Source organism: Tamlana sp. s12 (assembly GCF_016767215.1).
Taxonomy (GTDB): Bacteria; Bacteroidota; Bacteroidia; order Flavobacteriales; family Flavobacteriaceae; genus Pseudotamlana; species Pseudotamlana agarivorans.
On record NZ_CP068547.1, the window covers coordinates 3,527,896 to 3,545,000 of the forward strand.

Sequence of the window (17,105 nt, forward strand, 5' to 3'; positions counted from 1 at the left end):
ATCAATACTATGACCTTATGAAATATTACATTATAGCTGGAGAAGCATCAGGCGACTTACATGGGTCCAATTTAATTAAAGCTTTGCTTAGCATTGACAAGCAAGCCGATATTAGATGTTGGGGCGGCGATTTAATGCAAGAAGCTGGTGGCAACTTAGTAAAACACTATAAGGAACGTGCTTTTATGGGGTTTTCTGAAGTCATTTTGAACCTCAATAAAATTTTCAAGTTGATATCTTTTTGTAAAACCGATATTGAAAATTTTAATCCAGATGTGGTTGTTTTTATTGATAATTCGGGGTTTAATTTACGAATTGCCAAATGGGCTAAAGAAAAGGGGTTTAGAACCAATTACTACATTTCTCCTCAAGTTTGGGCATCTAGAGCCAGTAGAGTTCAAGCTATAAAACGTGATATTGACGACATGTTTGTCATTCTTCCTTTTGTGAAAGATTTTTACAAAAAATATGATTACAAAGTCAACTTTGTTGGACATCCTTTAATTGACGCGATTGCTAACAGAAACCCTGTTAATGAATTCGATTTTAGAATAGCTAATAACCTGAGCGACAAACCCATTATTGCGCTTCTTCCAGGAAGCCGCAAACAAGAAATTACCAAAATGCTTTCTGTAATGTTGAGCTTAGTAGAAAACTATCCCGACTATCAATTTGTGATCGCAGGAGCTCCTAGTCAGGAGTACGAGTTTTACAAAGGCTTTATCAAATCTGACAATGTTAAATTCATAGCTAATAAAACCTACGACTTGCTAAGTATTTCCTATGCAGCTCTAGTTACTTCTGGAACAGCAACTTTAGAAACCGCACTATTTAAAGTACCTCAAGTGGTTTGCTATAAAGGTAGCGCTATCTCATACCATATTGCTAAACGCATTATCACCTTAAAATTTATTTCACTTGTGAATTTAATCATGGATCGTGAAGTTGTTACTGAACTGATTCAAAATGATTTTAATAAAGAAAAGCTCCGCGTAGAGCTCGACAAAATCTTAGACCACAACGTTCGAGAAAAACTCTTTTTAGATTACTATGAATTAGAGCGTGCTTTAGGCGGAAAAGGTGCTAGTTTAAAAACAGCTCAATTAATATACGACGGTATTAAAGCCTAAATATTTATGAAAAAAAGCCTTCTTATCTTACTTATAGTTATCAGTTTTAGCAGCTGCAAATCATCTAAATCTGCTAAACGCAAAAAAAGCACCCCAGATCGTGTTGAAATAAAAACAGATACTGAAGTCGCTACAGACTACTATATCGAACCCAAAGAGACTGTTGAAAAACGATCGAAAAAAACGCCTCCTACAGAATCTAAAGCCGAACAAATTATTGACTATGCTTTAGAGTTTGAAGGCACGCGATACAAATGGGGTGGTACTACAAAATCTGGAATGGACTGCTCGGGTTTGGTTTTTGAATCTTTTAGAACTCACGATATTTTATTGCCTAGAATATCAAGAGACATGGCAAAAAAAGGCACCAAAATCCCTTTAAAAAAAGTCACTCAAGGTGATTTATTATTTTTTAAAACAGGTGGGAGAAGAAATTCCATCAACCATGTTGGTTTGATTGTAGCCATTCGTAATAACGATATTGAATTTATTCACGCCACAAGTAGTAAGGGTGTTATCATTTCACATTTAAACGAATCGTACTGGCAAAATGCCTTCGAAGAAGCTAGACGTATTCTGTAAGAATATTTGTATATTTCGCAGCTATGAAGCTGCTTAATTTCACCATAATAAAATTATTAATTTGCCTTGTAACAGGCATACTTATCGGTTATTATTTCGACATCAAGTTCTTATACTTGATAATCATTAGTACAGTTGTTTTCATTGCTACATTCATAACTTATTACAGAGCGAAGCGGCTGTTTATAAAAACTATTTGGTTTGGTGTTTTTTCATTTCTATCCATGGTTAACATTGGGATCTTAACCACCCACTTTCATGAAGAAAAAAACTTCTCGAATCATTATTCGCATAATCTTAATTCTAATAGCGATTCCATACCTACCATAACCTTTAGAGTTAAGGAAAAACTGAAACCCTCGGTTTATTATGACAAGTTTATCGTAGACATCTTAAAACTTGACCAAAAGAAAGTCGTAGGCAAAACGTTATTAAACATTAAAAAAGACAGTATCGCTACGGCAATTAATATCGATGATGTTTTAGTTGGCCGCACTTCATTTGAAACCATTCCTAAACCTTTAAATCCCCATCAATTTAATTACAGCAGATATTTATCAAGACAATATATTTATAATCAAATCACATTAAACCCATCTGAAATATTAAAAGGAATACCATCTAAACCTACGATATATGGTATTTCTGAAAATATTAGAAACCATATCAATATAAGTTTAAAGCGTTATAATTTCAAACCAGAAGAACTTGGCATCATTAACGCCTTATTTTTGGGGCAACGGCAAAACATAAGTAAAGAAGTTTACTATCAATACACCAATGCCGGAGCTGTTCATATTTTAGCTGTTTCAGGGTTGCATGTGGGCATTATTTTAATGCTATTTAACTTCATGTTAAGCCCCATAGAACGTTTTAGAAATGGCAAACTCATAAAAACCTTTTTACTGGTAAGCTTGCTTTGGTGCTTTGCTGTTATAGCAGGATTATCAGCATCTGTGACTCGAGCTGTAACCATGTTTAGTATTATTAGCATCGCTATGAATTTAAAACGTCTAACCAATATTTACAATACTCTGGCGATTAGCATGTTTGTTTTGTTACTTTTTAAGCCGCTATATCTCTTCGATGTTGGCTTTCAGCTAAGTTATATGGCTGTATTAGCCATTGTAAGTATCGATCCATATTTGTACAAATTATGGCAACCTAAAAACAAACTCATCGATATCTACTGGCATACATTAACGGTTACAGTGGCCGCACAAATAGGTATTCTTCCCTTAAGTTTGTATTATTTTCATCAGTTTCCTGCTTTATTTTTTATAACCAACTTAGTGATTATTCCTATTTTGGGAGGTATTCTAGGCCTTGGCGTTGTTGTTATTCTTTTAGCTTCCTTTAAAATACTACCCCATTTTATCGCGGTTCTATTTGGAAAAACGATAAGTTTAATGAATGCCTTCATTGCCTGGATATCCCATCAAGATGTTTTTGTTTTTCATGATATCCCTTTCGGATGGCCACATGTAATAGCGTCCTATCTAACCATTTGTACTGGTTTTATATTTTTATTGAAGAAACATTACAAATCGGTTATGACTCTACTAATCGCCATCATATTAATTCAAATCACATGGATTTATACGAAATTAGATGCGGTTTCAAATGAGTTTGTCATTTTCCACAAAAGCAGGCATAGTCTAATCAGTCATACCAAAAGGAAAAACATCTTTATAGCTCATGATCTTGACAGCTTAGCAGCTATAAAAGACCAAACCATTTCAAACTATGTTTTAGGCAATCAAACTAACAAGGTCCGCAACGAGCCGTTGAAACCAGTCTACCAATTCAAAGACAAACTCCTATTCGTTATAGATAGCTTTGGAGTTTACGATATAAAACAGAGTCATCCAGAATACATTTTGCTCCGCCAGTCACCTAAAATCAATTTAAATAGACTTATAGAAACCTTATCGCCCAAATACATTATAGCCGATGGCAGTAATTATAAGAGCTATGTTAATCAATGGGAAATGATATGTAAAAAGCACAAACTTCTCTTTCATCACACCGGTAAAAAGGGCGCTTTTATTTTAGAGTATTGATTTTTTAAAGAACAAAAATAACACTTCTTAAAACACATAACTACCCTTTAAACTCTGGCTTAAAGGCTTCGTAATATTCGTTAAATTGTTCTTGAGTTGTGATGTTTTTATGTTCGTCTTTATAAAACATTTTTAGATACAACTCCAATTGATTAGGTTGTTGATAACCACGAATTGGGGCTATAACTTCGGAGTTTTCATCAAAAAACACAACAGTTGGGTAGGCACTAACTTGTAAGTAGCGTGTTAAATCATGAACAGCATTTCTTCTATTCGCCAACTTAGGGTCGTATTTAGGGTTTTCAAAAACCTTTCCTTTGTATGATACTTGTGAGTCACCTTCAGCATTAAATTTTACAGCATAATAGTTTTTATTGATATAATTAGCCACATCAGTATTCTGAAAGGTATTCTTATCCAACATTTTACAAGGCCCACACCAATTGGTGTAAACGTCCATCATGATTTTTTTAGGTGTTTTTTTCTGTAGCTCTAAAGCTTCATTAAGTGATATCCAATTAATCTCTTGTCCTGTACTTTTAAAGCTTATAAAACCTAAAAACAGAATAAATAATATCGTATTTTTCATATGGTGTTTGTTGTAAAACGAGTTTCGAACTTACAAAAAATGCTCCTAAAAAGGAGCATTTTAAATAAATTTATATGTTTAAGTACTTATTTCACACCGTGCATTAGTTTTTTCATAACTGGAGTTAATCCCATTACAATTAACCCGGCTACAATAGGCACTATAGTAAAGATTAAGAAAAAGGTAGCTAAGTCATATTGAGCTGTAATCTTATCAATCATACCTCCCATAGTACCTGCTGCTTTATTACCTAATCCCACGGCAATGTACCAAAGTCCGAACATCATACCAATTTTAGCTGCCGGAACTAATTTACTCACATAAGATAGCCCAACAGGAGATAAAGAAAGTTCTCCTAGCGTATGTAATAAATACGCTAAAATTAACCACACAATACTCACTGAAGCCGTTTGAGCCCCTTGAGGTATTCCCGAAGACCCATAAGCTAATACGCCAAATCCGAGACCTAGTAACACTAGACCTATACCAAATTTAACGGTAGCTGATGGATTGTATTTACTTTCCCAAATTTTCGAAATCAGCGGTGCAAAGGCGATAATATAGAAGGAATTCAAAATAGAGAACCAAGAAGCAGGAACTTCAGTTTCAACTTCTGAAAATTGATTCTTAAGCATCCAAATTACAATACCCCAAATGATCACAAAACTAGTTCCTAAGAAAATATTGGATAAGGCATATTTACTGAATGTAATTCTAAATAACTGCCACAAAACATAAGTAATAATTAAAAGAGGCACGACGGTAAGCAGTGTATTAGCTACTCTAAAAATATTGGCTGCATTCCCCTCTAAAACACGGTCTGTATAATCTGCCGCGAAAATAGTCATAGAACCACCAGCTTGTTCAAAGGCTGCCCAAAAGAAAATAGTAAAGAAGGCTAAAATTCCAACCACAATGTAACGATCACGTTGCACGTTGGCAGGTACAACTGCTTCTTCAACAACAGGATCTTCACTCTGAGTTTCTATAGCATCATCATATTCTATGGAATCTGAAGGTGACAATCCGATACGCCCAAAAATCTTTTGAGAAAACCAAAATTGTAGCATTCCGAAAAACATAAAAATTCCTGCTAATCCGAATCCATAATGCCACCCAACCATTTCACCGATATAACCACAAAGTAAAATACCTAAAAAGGCTCCTGCATTCACACCCATATAAAAAATGGTAAAAGCGCCATCCTTTTTATCTTGTGCATTTTTATAAACGCCGTTGATAATAGAAGTAATATTTGGTTTAAATAACCCGTTACCTGCTACCAATAAGCCTATACCTAAATATAAACTCCACGGTGTGTCTAAAGCCATGGCTGCATGGCCTGAAGTCATCACAAAAGCACCAATAGCAACGGCTTTTCTATACCCTAGAAATTTATCAGCTATTAAACCTCCCAAGATTGGTGAGAAATATACTAACATGGTATAAGTTCCGTAAAGCCCTAGAGCTTCTTCCCTAGACCATGCCCAACCGCCATCAATTAAAGATGATGTTAAAAATAACACTAAAATAGCACGCATTCCGTAGTACGAAAAGCGCTCCCACATTTCAGTAAAGAATAAAACAAATAAACCAGATGGGTGGCCCATTAAAAGTTTACGGTTCATATCGGAACCTTCGAATCTCACTTTAGTCATTTCCATTAATTATGTATCTTTTAGTTTTCTGCAATTTCGATTTCTTCGGCTTCAATAACATGCTCGTTATCTTCTGCCCCATGCGTTAAGCGTTTTAAAGGTTTTAATATTAAGATGAATAAACCACCAATAACCACCGTAAATACAAAGATGCCTGCGAATATCGCGTATTCACCAAAATCTGATGCCGACTCTCCTAGAATCCCCGCTACTTTATTTCCTAAACCAGAAGACGCAAAATAGACTCCCATCATCAAGGATGCATATTTTGCAGGTGCTAATTTTGTTATAAACGAAAGAGCTACTGGCGATAAACATAATTCACCAAGCGTATGGAATAAATATGCTAAGACTAACCAGATCATACTAGAAGCGCCTGATTTTTCGAATTCCATTACTGCAAATACCATAAACAAAAAGCCAAAGCCCATAATGATGATTCCCATAGCCATTTTAAATAAGGATGATGCCTCGTTACCCTTAAGTTTTCGTTTAGCCCAAAAACCGGCGACAGCCGTTGCAAATAAAATAATGAATCCTGCATTTAAGCTTTGGAACATAATAGTAGGTACTTGCCAACCCCCAATCATTCTATTGGTTTTGGTATCGGTATAAATATTCATTAATCCTCCAGCTTGCTCGAAAGCACCCCAGAAGATAATTACCATAATAAAGGAAAGTAATAACACAATAAATCGATCTTTAAAAACCTGTGACTCTAGTTCTCTATAGATCATCATTAAAAGTGCCGCAATAGCTGTTAAAAACAAGAACAACAAACCGTAGCCCCAATCCATGAAATACCAGCCTATAAACGATGCTACAACTAAGATTGCTGTGATTGTAAGATGTTTTGGAGAATTGAACAACTTGCCATATAACTTCCCGTAAGACACTTCATCTTCAGGGTTTTCAACTGTAGTATGATTACCAACTTGTACTAAGTATTTTTGCCCTGCTATATAGTTAATTAAACCTAGAACCATCACGACTCCAGCTAATCCAAAACCTGCGTGCCATCCATAATTGGCCACAACAACACCAACAATTAAGGTTGCTAAAAGCGACCCTAAGTTGATACCTATATAAAAAATACTAAAGCCTTTATCGCGACGAATATCGCCCTGTTGGTATAAGCCACCAACCATGGTGGAAATATTAGGTTTTAATAATCCAACCCCTAAAATAACCAATCCTAGTCCTGTATAAAAGGCCCAAATATCGGTAAGTACTAAAACGCCATGCCCCAAACAAAGAATTATAGCGCCATATAAAACGGCCTTTTTCTGTCCGATGAGTTTATCGGCAATCATACCTCCAGGAATGGCAATAATGTAAACCAACATGGTATACCAACCATATAAAGCTAGCGCTTCTTTGCTGGTCCAACCTAAGCCAACTCCCCTAGCATCAGCTCCTAGTTCTGATGAGGCTACCATATATAACACCAATATAGCACGCATCCCATAATAGGAGAAACGTTCCCACATTTCAGTTAAAAATAAAATATACAACCCTATTGGTTGTCCGAATAGTTCCTTTTGATGTGGTTTTATTACCGTATTAGACATAGGTTTCTTTATTGGTTGTGGTTTCTGATTAATAGTTATTTGTTATTCGTTGTTTGTCAGCAATGTATCTTCTATAAATGTAGACATTTTTTTAAACAAGTGAAGTCTGGTATTGCCGCCGTAAATCCCGTGATTTTTATCTGGATAAATCGCCCAATCAAATTGTTTATCGGCTTGAATTAAAGCCTCTGCTAAACGCATGGTGTTTTGTACATGTACATTATCATCAGCAGAACCATGAATTAAAAGAAAATCACCCTTTAACTTGTTGACATGATTTATCGGGGAATTATCATCATAACCACTAGGATTTTCTTGCGGGGTTGTCATGTAGCGTTCGGTATAAATAGAGTCGTAAAATCGCCAGCTGGTAACAGGTGCCACAGCAACAGCCATTGAAAACACACCATTACCTTTAAACAAACAGTTACTACTCATAAAACCACCAAAACTCCAGCCCCAAATACCAATCTTATCTTTTTTAACATATGGCAGATTACCTAACTCCTTGGCTGCAGCTATTTGATCTTCTACTTCGTATTTACCTAATTCTTTTTGTGTTACCCTTTTAAACTTGGCGCCTTTAAACCCTGTTCCTCGGCCATCAATACAAACTACAATGATTCCTTTTTGTGCTAGATATTGATACCAGTAATCGTTTGAAGAATTCCAATGATTGGAAACCTCTTGAGATCCAGGTCCAGAATACTGCGTCATGAATAAAGGATACTGCTTATTTACATCAAAATTAGCAGGTTTTATCATCCACATATTTAAATCGTTTCCATTTATTGAAATAGTACTGAATTCCTTAACTGAGGTTTGATAATCCTTTAATTTATCAGTTAAAGCCTTATTATTTTTAATGTCTTTAATAACGGCACCTGTTTTAGAATGGTTTAAAGTATATTCTGGTGCAGTAGATGCATTAGAAAACGTATTAATAAAGAATGAAAAATCGGCACTAAACGCGGCTTCATTCGTTCCTTCTTTTTCAGACAAACGTTTTTTACTGCGACCGTTTAATTTAATAGCATAAACATCTCTATTAATCGACCCATTTTCAACAGATTGATAGTAAATTACATCTTTATCTTCATTATATCCGTAGTAATCGGTCACTTCCCAGTTCCCCTTCGTAACTTGATTAATCAGTTTTCCTTTTTTATCGTAGTGGTAAATATGATTAAAACCATCTTGCTCACTGGTCCAAATAAAACTATTATCTTCTAAAAAAGTTAAATTATCGGTAACATCAACATAGGCTTCATCTGTTTCAGCTAAAACCAAATGGGATGTCATTTTTTTGGTATCAATCATCCATAAATCCAAGGCATTTTGATGTCTGTTTAAAAACTGTGCACTCAACACATCGGCATCCTTGGTCCAGGCTAATCTGGGGATATAAAAATCTTCATACTTTTTATTCACTGAAACTTCGGTAAGTGCTTCCGATTTCAAATCATATAAATGAAGGGACACTTTAGAATTAGCTTCTCCGGCCTTAGGATATTTAAAAACTTGTTGCGTTGGGTAAAGCTGTTTTCCATAAACATCCATTGAAAATTCTGGAACTTCAGTTTCATCAAATTTAATAAAGGCTATTTTATTACTATCGCCATTCCAATCGAAAGCCCTAACAAAGGCAAATTCTTCTTCGTAAACCCAGTCGGTAATACCGTTAATAATTTTATTCTTTTCCCCATCAAAAGTGATTTGCTTAACCGTATTTGATGTTAAATCCTTTACAAATAGGTTGTTTCCTTTGGCAAATGCCACTTTTGTACCATCGGGAGAAAAAGTAGGTTCTTGAATACCTTCTTCAGAAATGAGGGTTAAATCTTTGGTATTAACATCGTAAACATAGTAGTGACCAATGGAAGAACGACGATAAATAGCCTGTTCATTAGTAGCCAAAATGACTTTTTGTTCATCGGCACTAAAAGTATAATTGGTAAAATATGCCAAATCCTTTAAATCGGTTGAAGACACTAAAGTTTTTACTTTTTCAAGTGTTTCATAATCGTAAATATCTACTGAAGTACTTCGTGAAGCGCGATCGAAATTTAGCACAGAATATTGCTTACCATTGGCCATGGAATGTAAAGCATCCATATATTCTGTTCTAAAACTGCCATGTTTCCAAATGTCTTCGAGGGTAATGTTTTTGGTTTGCGCAGATATTAATGAAGTGACGAATAAGCAAACACAAAAAGATAATTTAAGATGATTCATGTATTATTTTGGTTGATTAAAAACTCATAAAACGAACAAAACCATCATTAATTAGATTACATTTTGTCGATTGTAGGTGTTTCTATAAAAAATATTTTTTATTCAAAAATGATGTCAAGGTTACTAAAAATTATGCAAAAAACAAGCATTATTAACAGTTAAATAACATGATTGAAACAAGTTTCCCGTATTTTAGTTATAATATGTTACTAAGCTTCTTGATATAAAACTGATATAAACACCTGTTTGTAAACCAATAATCAAATCATTCAACAAATATTTCTATAAGCTAAAAATCCTATAAAAATGGGAATAGGGTCTTATATTCAAAAGTGAGATGCCGAAATTTCTAGCAAGAACACTATCTTTGCCAGGCAAATTACAGGTTATGAGTAAAACAATTTCTGGCTTTTCAAAACTCTCCAAATCAAAAAAAATAGATTGGATAGTTGACACCTATTTTTCAAATGCTGAAGACGCAAAATCCATATTAAAACAATACTGGAACACAAATGATAAGCTACAACAGCTTCATGATGAATTTATAGAAAACACCATAACCAATTACTACTTGCCTCTTGGTGTTGCTCCTAATTTTTTAATAAACGACAAGCTTTACACCATTCCCATGGCCATTGAGGAAAGCTCTGTTGTTGCCGCAGCTAGTAAAGCGGCTAAATTTTGGTTGGATCGTGGCGGATTTAAAACCACGGTTATTTCAACTACAAAAATTGGTCAGGTACATTTTATGTACAGCGGAGATACCGATAAACTGAAACGCTTTTTTCAAGATGTAAAGCCTATGCTTTTTAAAGACTCGGAGGCCATTACTAAGAACATGACTAAGCGTGGTGGAGGTATTTTAGATATTGAGTTAAGAGATAAAACATCTGAAATTGATAATTACTTTCAGTTGCATGTGTCGTTTGAGACCTTAAATGCCATGGGTGCTAATTTTATCAATTCCTGTTTAGAACAATTTGCTAAAACTTTTAAAAATGAAGCTTTAAATTTTGATTTGTTTTCGGAAACCGAACAACAAATTGAAATAGTCATGAGTATCCTTTCCAATTATGTTCCCGATTGCTTAGTACGTGCCGAAGTGAGCTGCCCTGTTGAAAAACTAAGCGATAATCCTGCAATTTCTGGTGAAGCATTTGCTCGCAAATTCATTCAAGCGGTCAATATTGCTGAAATCGAGCCGTACCGAGCCGTAACCCACAACAAAGGCGTGATGAACGGTATTGATGCTGTAGTACTTGCCACAGGTAACGATTTTAGAGCGGTTGAAGCTGGCGTACACGCTTATGCTTCTAGAAACGGACGTTATAGCAGTTTGTCGCATGCTAAAATTGAAGATGGTATTTTTAAATTTTGGATGGAAATTCCATTGGCTCTAGGTACGGTTGGCGGACTTACAGGTTTACATCCTTTAGTGAAGTTAGCCTTAGAAATGCTTCATAAACCATCAGCTCCAGAATTGATGCAAATTGTTGCCGTTGCAGGGCTGGCACAAAATTTTGCTGCCTTACGCTCTTTAACCACAACAGGTATTCAGCAAGGGCATATGAAAATGCATTTAATGAATATCCTAAATCAGTTTGAAGCTAACGACGAAGAAAAGCTAAAACTCACAGACTATTTTAAAACCAAAACCGTAACGCATAATGCCGTTATTGAAGCCTTAAAGTCCTTAAGAAACTAAATGGTGACTAATAAAACCTTTTATAGTAACGGTAAATTATTGTTATCTGGTGAATATGTCGTTCTAGATGGCGCCGTTTCATTGGCAGTACCTACCAAGTACGGACAATCTTTAGACATTATACCAACAGATGAAAAAAAGATTATTTGGACCAGTTTAGATGAAAAAGGCGACACTTGGTTTGAAGGTGTCTTTGACTTAAATCTATTTTCTTCGGAAGAAGCCTGTGACGTCTCCCAGCGTATAACTCAAATTTTGAAGGCTGCCAAACAATTAAATCCGCTTTTTTTAGACTCAAATGAATGTTTTCATGTGACTACCAGGTTAGACTTTCCAAGAAACTGGGGACTTGGCACTTCGTCAACCTTAATAAATAATATTGCAGCCTGGGCAGAAGTTGATGCCTTTAAGCTGTTAGAAAAAACTTTTGGTGGCAGCGGCTACGATATTGCTTGTGCTCAAAATAATAATGCCATAACGTATCAATTAGAAAACAACGTACCGCTTGTTTTTCCTGTTGAATTTAATCCGTCGTTTAAAAACAACCTCTATTTTGTTCATTTGAATAAAAAACAAAACAGTCGCGAGGGTATTAAACAATACAATGAGACTAAAGTACAGTCGGACTTTTCGGTTGAAGAGATGGGCGCTATCACCACTAAAATGATCTCATGCAATTCGTTAGAAGATTTTAAAGCATTAATCGTACTTCATGAAAACTACATATCGAAAATCACAAAACAAACGCCTGTAAAAGATTTATTTTTTAAAGATTTTGATGGCGCCATAAAAAGTTTAGGAGCCTGGGGCGGTGATTTTATTATGGTGGCTTCAGATGAAAATCCGACTACATATTTTAAGAATAAGGAGTTTCATACGATTATTCCTTACTGTGACATGGTGCTTTAACTAAGGCACTTATTCCTCTTGAGAATCGACTGGTTTTTTGTGCCAATACGAGGCCAATATTGATCCTGTTATATTCATTAGCGGACCAAAGACAGCAGGTGCAAGCCCCATGGTGGCTATCTTCCCTAATGAATTGGCAATACCAGAAGCTAAACCTCCGTTTTGCATACCGACTTCCAAGGCAATGGTTCTACAATCCTGAATACTAAGTCGTAACAACCTCGCATACCAATATCCCAGAAAGTAACCAAATAAATTGTGAATGAGTACTAGTACCATCAAGAGAGCTCCCATTTCTAATAAATTTTCACGGCCAGCTGCAGTGATAATCACAATGATAGCTCCAATACCAAACATAGAAATTAGGGGTAAAATACGTCTAAAGCCATCCATTTTCTCTTTAAGAAGTTGATTGACTAGCAAACCAGCTCCGATGGGTAGAATAATCATTTTAACAATACTCCACATCATGGCGTACACATCAATTTCAACAAACTCACCAGCAAAAACTTTCATTAAAAGTGGGGTAACAAAAGGTGCGATTAAAGTCGCAATGGAGGTAATCGTGATGGATAGTGCTAAATTTGCTTTCGCTAAATAAGCCATGACATTGGAAGCGACTCCACTTGGCGAAGACCCAATTAATACAATTCCTGCTGCAATTTCGGGAGGAAAACCACTAAACTTAGCCAACAGAAACCCCATTATAGGCATGATACCCAGCTGAGCTGATACACCAACAAAAACGCCTTTGGGTGATTTAATAACCGCTCCAAAATCGCGGATACTCATAGAAGTTCCCATGCCAAACATAATAAGTTGAATGAGTGGGATAATAAGTATCGTTAATTCTACATCTCCTATGCTTAAAAAGTATTCCGGATAAAATAAAGCTAAAGTTACCCCAGCAAAAATTACTGCTGTAAACACAAATCCGTTTAACAAATCGTCCCCCTTAAATCCGATAGCTAAAAAACTAAAGAAAGCTACTAAAAAGATACCTGATTGCTGAATATTACCCGATAAAATAAATCCGAAGAAGATTAGTAAAAGTATGACTGAGATTCCTAGGGCTAGTTTATGAATATTAAAATTTTTCATAATGGGATTTATGAGTCTAAAAATTGAATTAATATTTAAAATTCTAAAAAAATAAGAAAAATCAGCATTAAAAAAAACTAAATACAATACTTAGTCCTTCAAAATTAGACATAAAAAAATCTCAGATTAAAAAATATAATCTGAGATTTATAAACTTATAGACTTTATAATCCGTTTACACGTATTAAACTAAGTCATATTTTGGCTATTTCTACTTTACTTTAAATACCAAATCTACTTCTGTAGGCGGAAGACATTGCGTATCATTACACACCATAAACTCCACAACACCTTTAATTTCAAAACTGCCTTTGTTTTTTAACTTTACACGTTGTTTAAATTGAGTTTTAGTATCAAAGTATTTAATGGTCATTTCAAATACAGGATCGTTTACGGTATGCCCCTCTTCTTCTTTGGTGTTACCCTTTTTTAAATAGTTCCCATTACCTTCAAAAGTAAAACTCGTTGGAATAGGTCCGTTTTCAGGAACTGATTGCGAATACAAATGCCAACCATCTTGAATTTGAGCCGTAGCCACCAACTCCGCTTCAGTTTCTGAAATTTTATTTACCGAAGTTTCCCATGTTACAGGATTATGGATCTGAGAAAAAGCGAAGCTACTTATAGCTAATGCTAAAATTAGAACAATTTTTTTCATACGTTTTTTTATTTTATAGGTTTAATTACAACTTCATAAGTTTCACCCTTCTTAATGACATGCTTAACAAAAGCTTTCACATCTTTAACAGTAATGTTATTTACGATGTCTTCGAAATTTTCTGGACTATTCATATTATAACCTTCACGGTAGAAATTTGTAAGCAAACTCATGTCGTACCTGTTATAATCTTGTTGTTGTTTGCGTTCTTTTAAATAATTAGTTGTTGTTTTTTCTAAATCAACTTGATTAATATCACCGTTCGCAATTTTTTGTAATTCATCATGAACAATAGCAATTAACTTTTCTACTTTATCTGGATTACAATCGAAGCTTACAGCAATATAGGCTTGCTCTTTAGGACGTTTAACCACATCTGCGGAAGTACCAGCACCATAAGTTCCACCTTCCTGTTCTCTTAAGGTTTCTGTAAATCTAAGTGTTAGTATATCTCCAACAGTTTGAGCAACCAAATTATTTTTCAAGCTATATTTCATATCATTTTTATGCGCGATACGAACTGAGCTTTTAGGATCTTCCATTTTCAAAAAGACATCTTTATCAATTTTATGACTTACCCATTCTACAGAATTATCTTTCCACTGTTCTTTTTTATCGGTAGTTGGAATACTAGCAATATACTTTTCTAATAACGGTTTTAAGGTTTCCTTATCAATGTCTCCAACAATAAAGAATTCAAAATCTGCTGCATTATTAAAACGATCTAGATAAATAGCTTTCATTTTATCCATAGAAACTTTAGCCACATATTCTTTAGTAAACAAAGCTTTTTTAGGATTATTTTTACCGTAAATCGATACCGTAACGCTATCGTTTATTTTCTGATTGATATCATTACTTTTTCTAATGATATAACTATCGATATTACCCATAAGAACATCATAGGCATCGGCATCAAAGCAAGGTTTCACAAAACGTAAGTAAGCCATTTGAAGCATGGTTTCAACATCTTTTGTTGTTGATGACCCACTAACACTTTCAGTTAAGCCATTCACTTTAATTCTAGTAGAAGCAGATTTACCGGCTAAGACTTTTTCTAAATCGGTAGCTGAATAATCTCCTAACCCTGATGCTGAAACAAAATTACCTAATAAACTCGCAGAAGGTAAATCGGCATCACTAAGCAAAGAAGTTCCTCCATAGCTTAAAGCGTTTAGGCTCACGTCGTTTTTATTTTTATCAGCAAATTTATAATGCACTTTGATACCATTGTCTAAAACAAAGGTTGTTGCTCCAATGGCTTCGTTATGTTCTTCTTTAATAATTTTACCAGGTTTAAGAGAAATACCAGACATTAAAGATTTCCCGGCGAATTCATCTGAATAAGCTACTAAATTGGGATTAGTCTCAGCATTGTGAATAATACTTAAAGCCTCATCCTCTGTTAAATTTTTATTTCCTTTAACACCGGTAACGAAAACAGAACGATTTTTTTGCGTGTATAGTGATTTTAAATGGTTGTGTATTTCTTCAGGTGTTAGACTAGCAAAAATCTGTTTAACAAGCTCAAAATCTTTAGTGATATCCGTCATTGCAGAATTCTCTAAATAATTATTTTGAATGTCTGAAACAATTCTAGCATGAGATTGATCGTCAATTTTAGAAATTTGATTTTCGTAATACGTTGTAAATTCAGTTTCTGTACGTTCAATTTCTGAAGGTGTAAAACCAAATTTAACCGCACGATTTAATTCTTCCATAGCTGATTTGAAAGCTTCGTGTTGCTGATTTGGTTTCGGATAAACATTCACACTAAAGTTATTAGCTGTTCTTGAAAGGCTTCCGTATCCCATTCGAACTCCTAAGAAAGGCGCATCTGGCTTTTGAGTGAGTTCTTTGATACGATTTGATAGCATTGAACTAATCATGCTATTTAAAAGAGATTCCTTTAAGTCGCCCACCGTTTCATCTTTTAATGATTTGGGGTGACGAATAGCAAAGCTAATATTTGAAGTTGTTACTTCATCATCCATAGCTATACCATAAAGCATCTTTTCATTATCTGGGATATTAACTTCAGTACGTGGTTTAGGATTTTTAATAGGTGCAATTGGAGAAAACAGTTTTATGATTTTCTGTTCCATTTCATCTACATCAATATCACCAACAACAGCAATGGCTTGCAAATCGGTTCTATACCAATCATGATAGAAATCACGTAGTACTTTGTATTTAAAATTTTCAACAATTGACATTAAACCAATAGGCATACGATCGGCGTAAATGGTATTATTATAACGCACATCAAGAGATTGCTGTAGAATTCGCATGCCTCCATTTTGTCTTGTACGCCATTCTTCTTTAATCACGCCACGTTCTGCATCAATTTCATCTTCTGTTAAAAGCAAATCATCTGCCCAATCGTGTAATACCAATAAACAAGTATCGATTAATTCTGGCGTGGTAGGAATGTTATTCATATTATAAACAGTCTCATCGAAAGCTGTATACGCATTAATATCTTTTCCAAAAACAGCACCATGTTTTTGAAGTGTATTTAGTACTTCTTTACCTTCAAAGTGCTTTGTCCCGTTAAACGCCATATGCTCCAAAAAGTGGGCTAAACCTTGTTGATCATCATTCTCTAATACAGATCCCACATTTTGAATAATATAGTAGCTTGCTGCGTCCTTAGTCACATCGGTACTCGAGATATAGTATGTTAAACCATTAGGGAGTACGCCTTTCTTAATTTTAGAATTTGTAGATAGAGGTTCGTTAAGATTTAAAGTTTGTGCTGTAGCATTAAAACTTACAGCAACAACAAATAGGTATTGTAAAATACGCTTCATGGACCAGAATTTAATTATTTATATGAAATGATTGATATTGATTACAGAATGGGTTAAGAAAACCATACTAAACTTATTTTAAAGCATAAAA

The 17,105-nt window shown here is 34.8% G+C and carries 12 protein-coding genes; 5 read left to right on the forward strand and 7 right to left on the reverse strand.

The window, feature by feature from the left end:
* Window positions 1–17: 17 nt before the first annotated feature.
* Genes lpxB through JJL45_RS15265 form a run of 3 tightly spaced genes read left to right on the forward strand, consistent with a single transcriptional unit; the run spans window position 18 to window position 3,775 of the window.
* Window positions 18–1,130, forward strand: a complete 1,113-nt coding sequence (gene lpxB / locus JJL45_RS15255; RefSeq protein WP_068603939.1) for a lipid-A-disaccharide synthase — start codon at window positions 18–20, stop codon at window positions 1,128–1,130.
* A gap of 6 nt (window positions 1,131–1,136) precedes the next feature.
* Window positions 1,137–1,712, forward strand: a complete 576-nt coding sequence (locus JJL45_RS15260) for a C40 family peptidase (RefSeq protein ID WP_067150114.1) — start codon at window positions 1,137–1,139, stop codon at window positions 1,710–1,712.
* Between the two features lie 23 nt (window positions 1,713–1,735).
* Complete coding sequence (locus tag JJL45_RS15265) at window positions 1,736–3,775, forward strand: ComEC/Rec2 family competence protein (protein WP_068603941.1); 2,040 nt, start codon at window positions 1,736–1,738, stop codon at window positions 3,773–3,775.
* Window positions 3,776–3,815: 40 nt separating this feature from the next.
* Here the strand turns inward: JJL45_RS15265 and JJL45_RS15270 are convergent, their stop codons facing one another.
* The 4 genes from JJL45_RS15270 to JJL45_RS15285 form a co-directional block, all read right to left on the reverse strand.
* Window positions 3,816–4,364, reverse strand: coding sequence for a thioredoxin family protein (locus tag JJL45_RS15270; RefSeq protein WP_068603943.1), 549 nt, complete (start codon window positions 4,362–4,364; stop codon window positions 3,816–3,818).
* 86 nt (window positions 4,365–4,450) lie between these two features.
* A complete protein-coding gene (locus JJL45_RS15275) occupies window positions 4,451–6,028 on the reverse strand; it encodes a peptide MFS transporter (protein WP_082935960.1) in 1,578 nt (525 codons plus the stop codon).
* Window positions 6,029–6,042: 14 nt separating this feature from the next.
* The gene (locus JJL45_RS15280) at window positions 6,043–7,593 is read right to left on the reverse strand and encodes a peptide MFS transporter (protein WP_068603947.1); all 1,551 of its coding nucleotides are present in this window, start codon (window positions 7,591–7,593) and stop codon (window positions 6,043–6,045) included.
* 42 nt (window positions 7,594–7,635) lie between these two features.
* The gene (locus JJL45_RS15285; RefSeq protein ID WP_068603949.1) at window positions 7,636–9,828 is read right to left on the reverse strand and encodes a S9 family peptidase; all 2,193 of its coding nucleotides are present in this window, start codon (window positions 9,826–9,828) and stop codon (window positions 7,636–7,638) included.
* A 388-nt stretch (window positions 9,829–10,216) separates the two neighbouring features.
* Between JJL45_RS15285 and JJL45_RS15290 the strand changes: the two genes are divergently transcribed.
* Window positions 10,217–11,533, forward strand: a complete 1,317-nt coding sequence (locus JJL45_RS15290; RefSeq protein ID WP_068603951.1) for a hydroxymethylglutaryl-CoA reductase, degradative — start codon at window positions 10,217–10,219, stop codon at window positions 11,531–11,533.
* Window positions 11,534–12,442, forward strand: coding sequence for a GYDIA family GHMP kinase (locus tag JJL45_RS15295; protein ID WP_068603953.1), 909 nt, complete (start codon window positions 11,534–11,536; stop codon window positions 12,440–12,442).
* 9 nt (window positions 12,443–12,451) lie between these two features.
* On the opposite strand, the gene JJL45_RS15300 is transcribed toward JJL45_RS15295, so the two are convergent.
* The 3 genes from JJL45_RS15300 to JJL45_RS15310 all read right to left on the reverse strand — a co-directional run bounded on the left by JJL45_RS15300 (window position 12,452) and on the right by JJL45_RS15310 (window position 17,014).
* Entirely contained in the window at window positions 12,452–13,543 is a 1,092-nt protein-coding gene (locus JJL45_RS15300; protein WP_068603975.1) for a bile acid:sodium symporter family protein, read from the reverse strand.
* Between the two features lie 211 nt (window positions 13,544–13,754).
* Window positions 13,755–14,201 carry a protein-disulfide reductase DsbD domain-containing protein gene (locus JJL45_RS15305; protein ID WP_067150136.1) on the reverse strand — a complete coding sequence of 149 codons (447 nt, stop codon included), beginning with the start codon at window positions 14,199–14,201 and terminating at the stop codon, window positions 13,755–13,757.
* Between the two features lie 8 nt (window positions 14,202–14,209).
* Window positions 14,210–17,014: a M16 family metallopeptidase gene (locus JJL45_RS15310; RefSeq protein WP_068603955.1), complete on the reverse strand. Its 2,805-nt coding sequence runs from the start codon at window positions 17,012–17,014 to the stop codon at window positions 14,210–14,212.
* Window positions 17,015–17,105: the final 91 nt, after the last annotated feature.

Coding starts and splice junctions, on each gene's coding strand:
- lpxB (WP_068603939.1), top strand. CDS start 18: ATGAAATATTACATTATAGCTGGAGAAGCATCAGGCGACTTACATGGG.
- JJL45_RS15260 (WP_067150114.1), top strand. CDS start 1,137: ATGAAAAAAAGCCTTCTTATCTTACTTATAGTTATCAGTTTTAGCAGC.
- JJL45_RS15265 (WP_068603941.1), top strand. CDS start 1,736: ATGAAGCTGCTTAATTTCACCATAATAAAATTATTAATTTGCCTTGTA.
- JJL45_RS15270 (WP_068603943.1), bottom strand. CDS start 4,364: ATGAAAAATACGATATTATTTATTCTGTTTTTAGGTTTTATAAGCTTT.
- JJL45_RS15275 (WP_082935960.1), bottom strand. CDS start 6,028: ATGGAAATGACTAAAGTGAGATTCGAAGGTTCCGATATGAACCGTAAA.
- JJL45_RS15280 (WP_068603947.1), bottom strand. CDS start 7,593: ATGTCTAATACGGTAATAAAACCACATCAAAAGGAACTATTCGGACAA.
- JJL45_RS15285 (WP_068603949.1), bottom strand. CDS start 9,828: ATGAATCATCTTAAATTATCTTTTTGTGTTTGCTTATTCGTCACTTCA.
- JJL45_RS15290 (WP_068603951.1), top strand. CDS start 10,217: ATGAGTAAAACAATTTCTGGCTTTTCAAAACTCTCCAAATCAAAAAAA.
- JJL45_RS15295 (WP_068603953.1), top strand. CDS start 11,534: ATGGTGACTAATAAAACCTTTTATAGTAACGGTAAATTATTGTTATCT.
- JJL45_RS15300 (WP_068603975.1), bottom strand. CDS start 13,543: ATGAAAAATTTTAATATTCATAAACTAGCCCTAGGAATCTCAGTCATA.
- JJL45_RS15305 (WP_067150136.1), bottom strand. CDS start 14,201: ATGAAAAAAATTGTTCTAATTTTAGCATTAGCTATAAGTAGCTTCGCT.
- JJL45_RS15310 (WP_068603955.1), bottom strand. CDS start 17,014: ATGAAGCGTATTTTACAATACCTATTTGTTGTTGCTGTAAGTTTTAAT.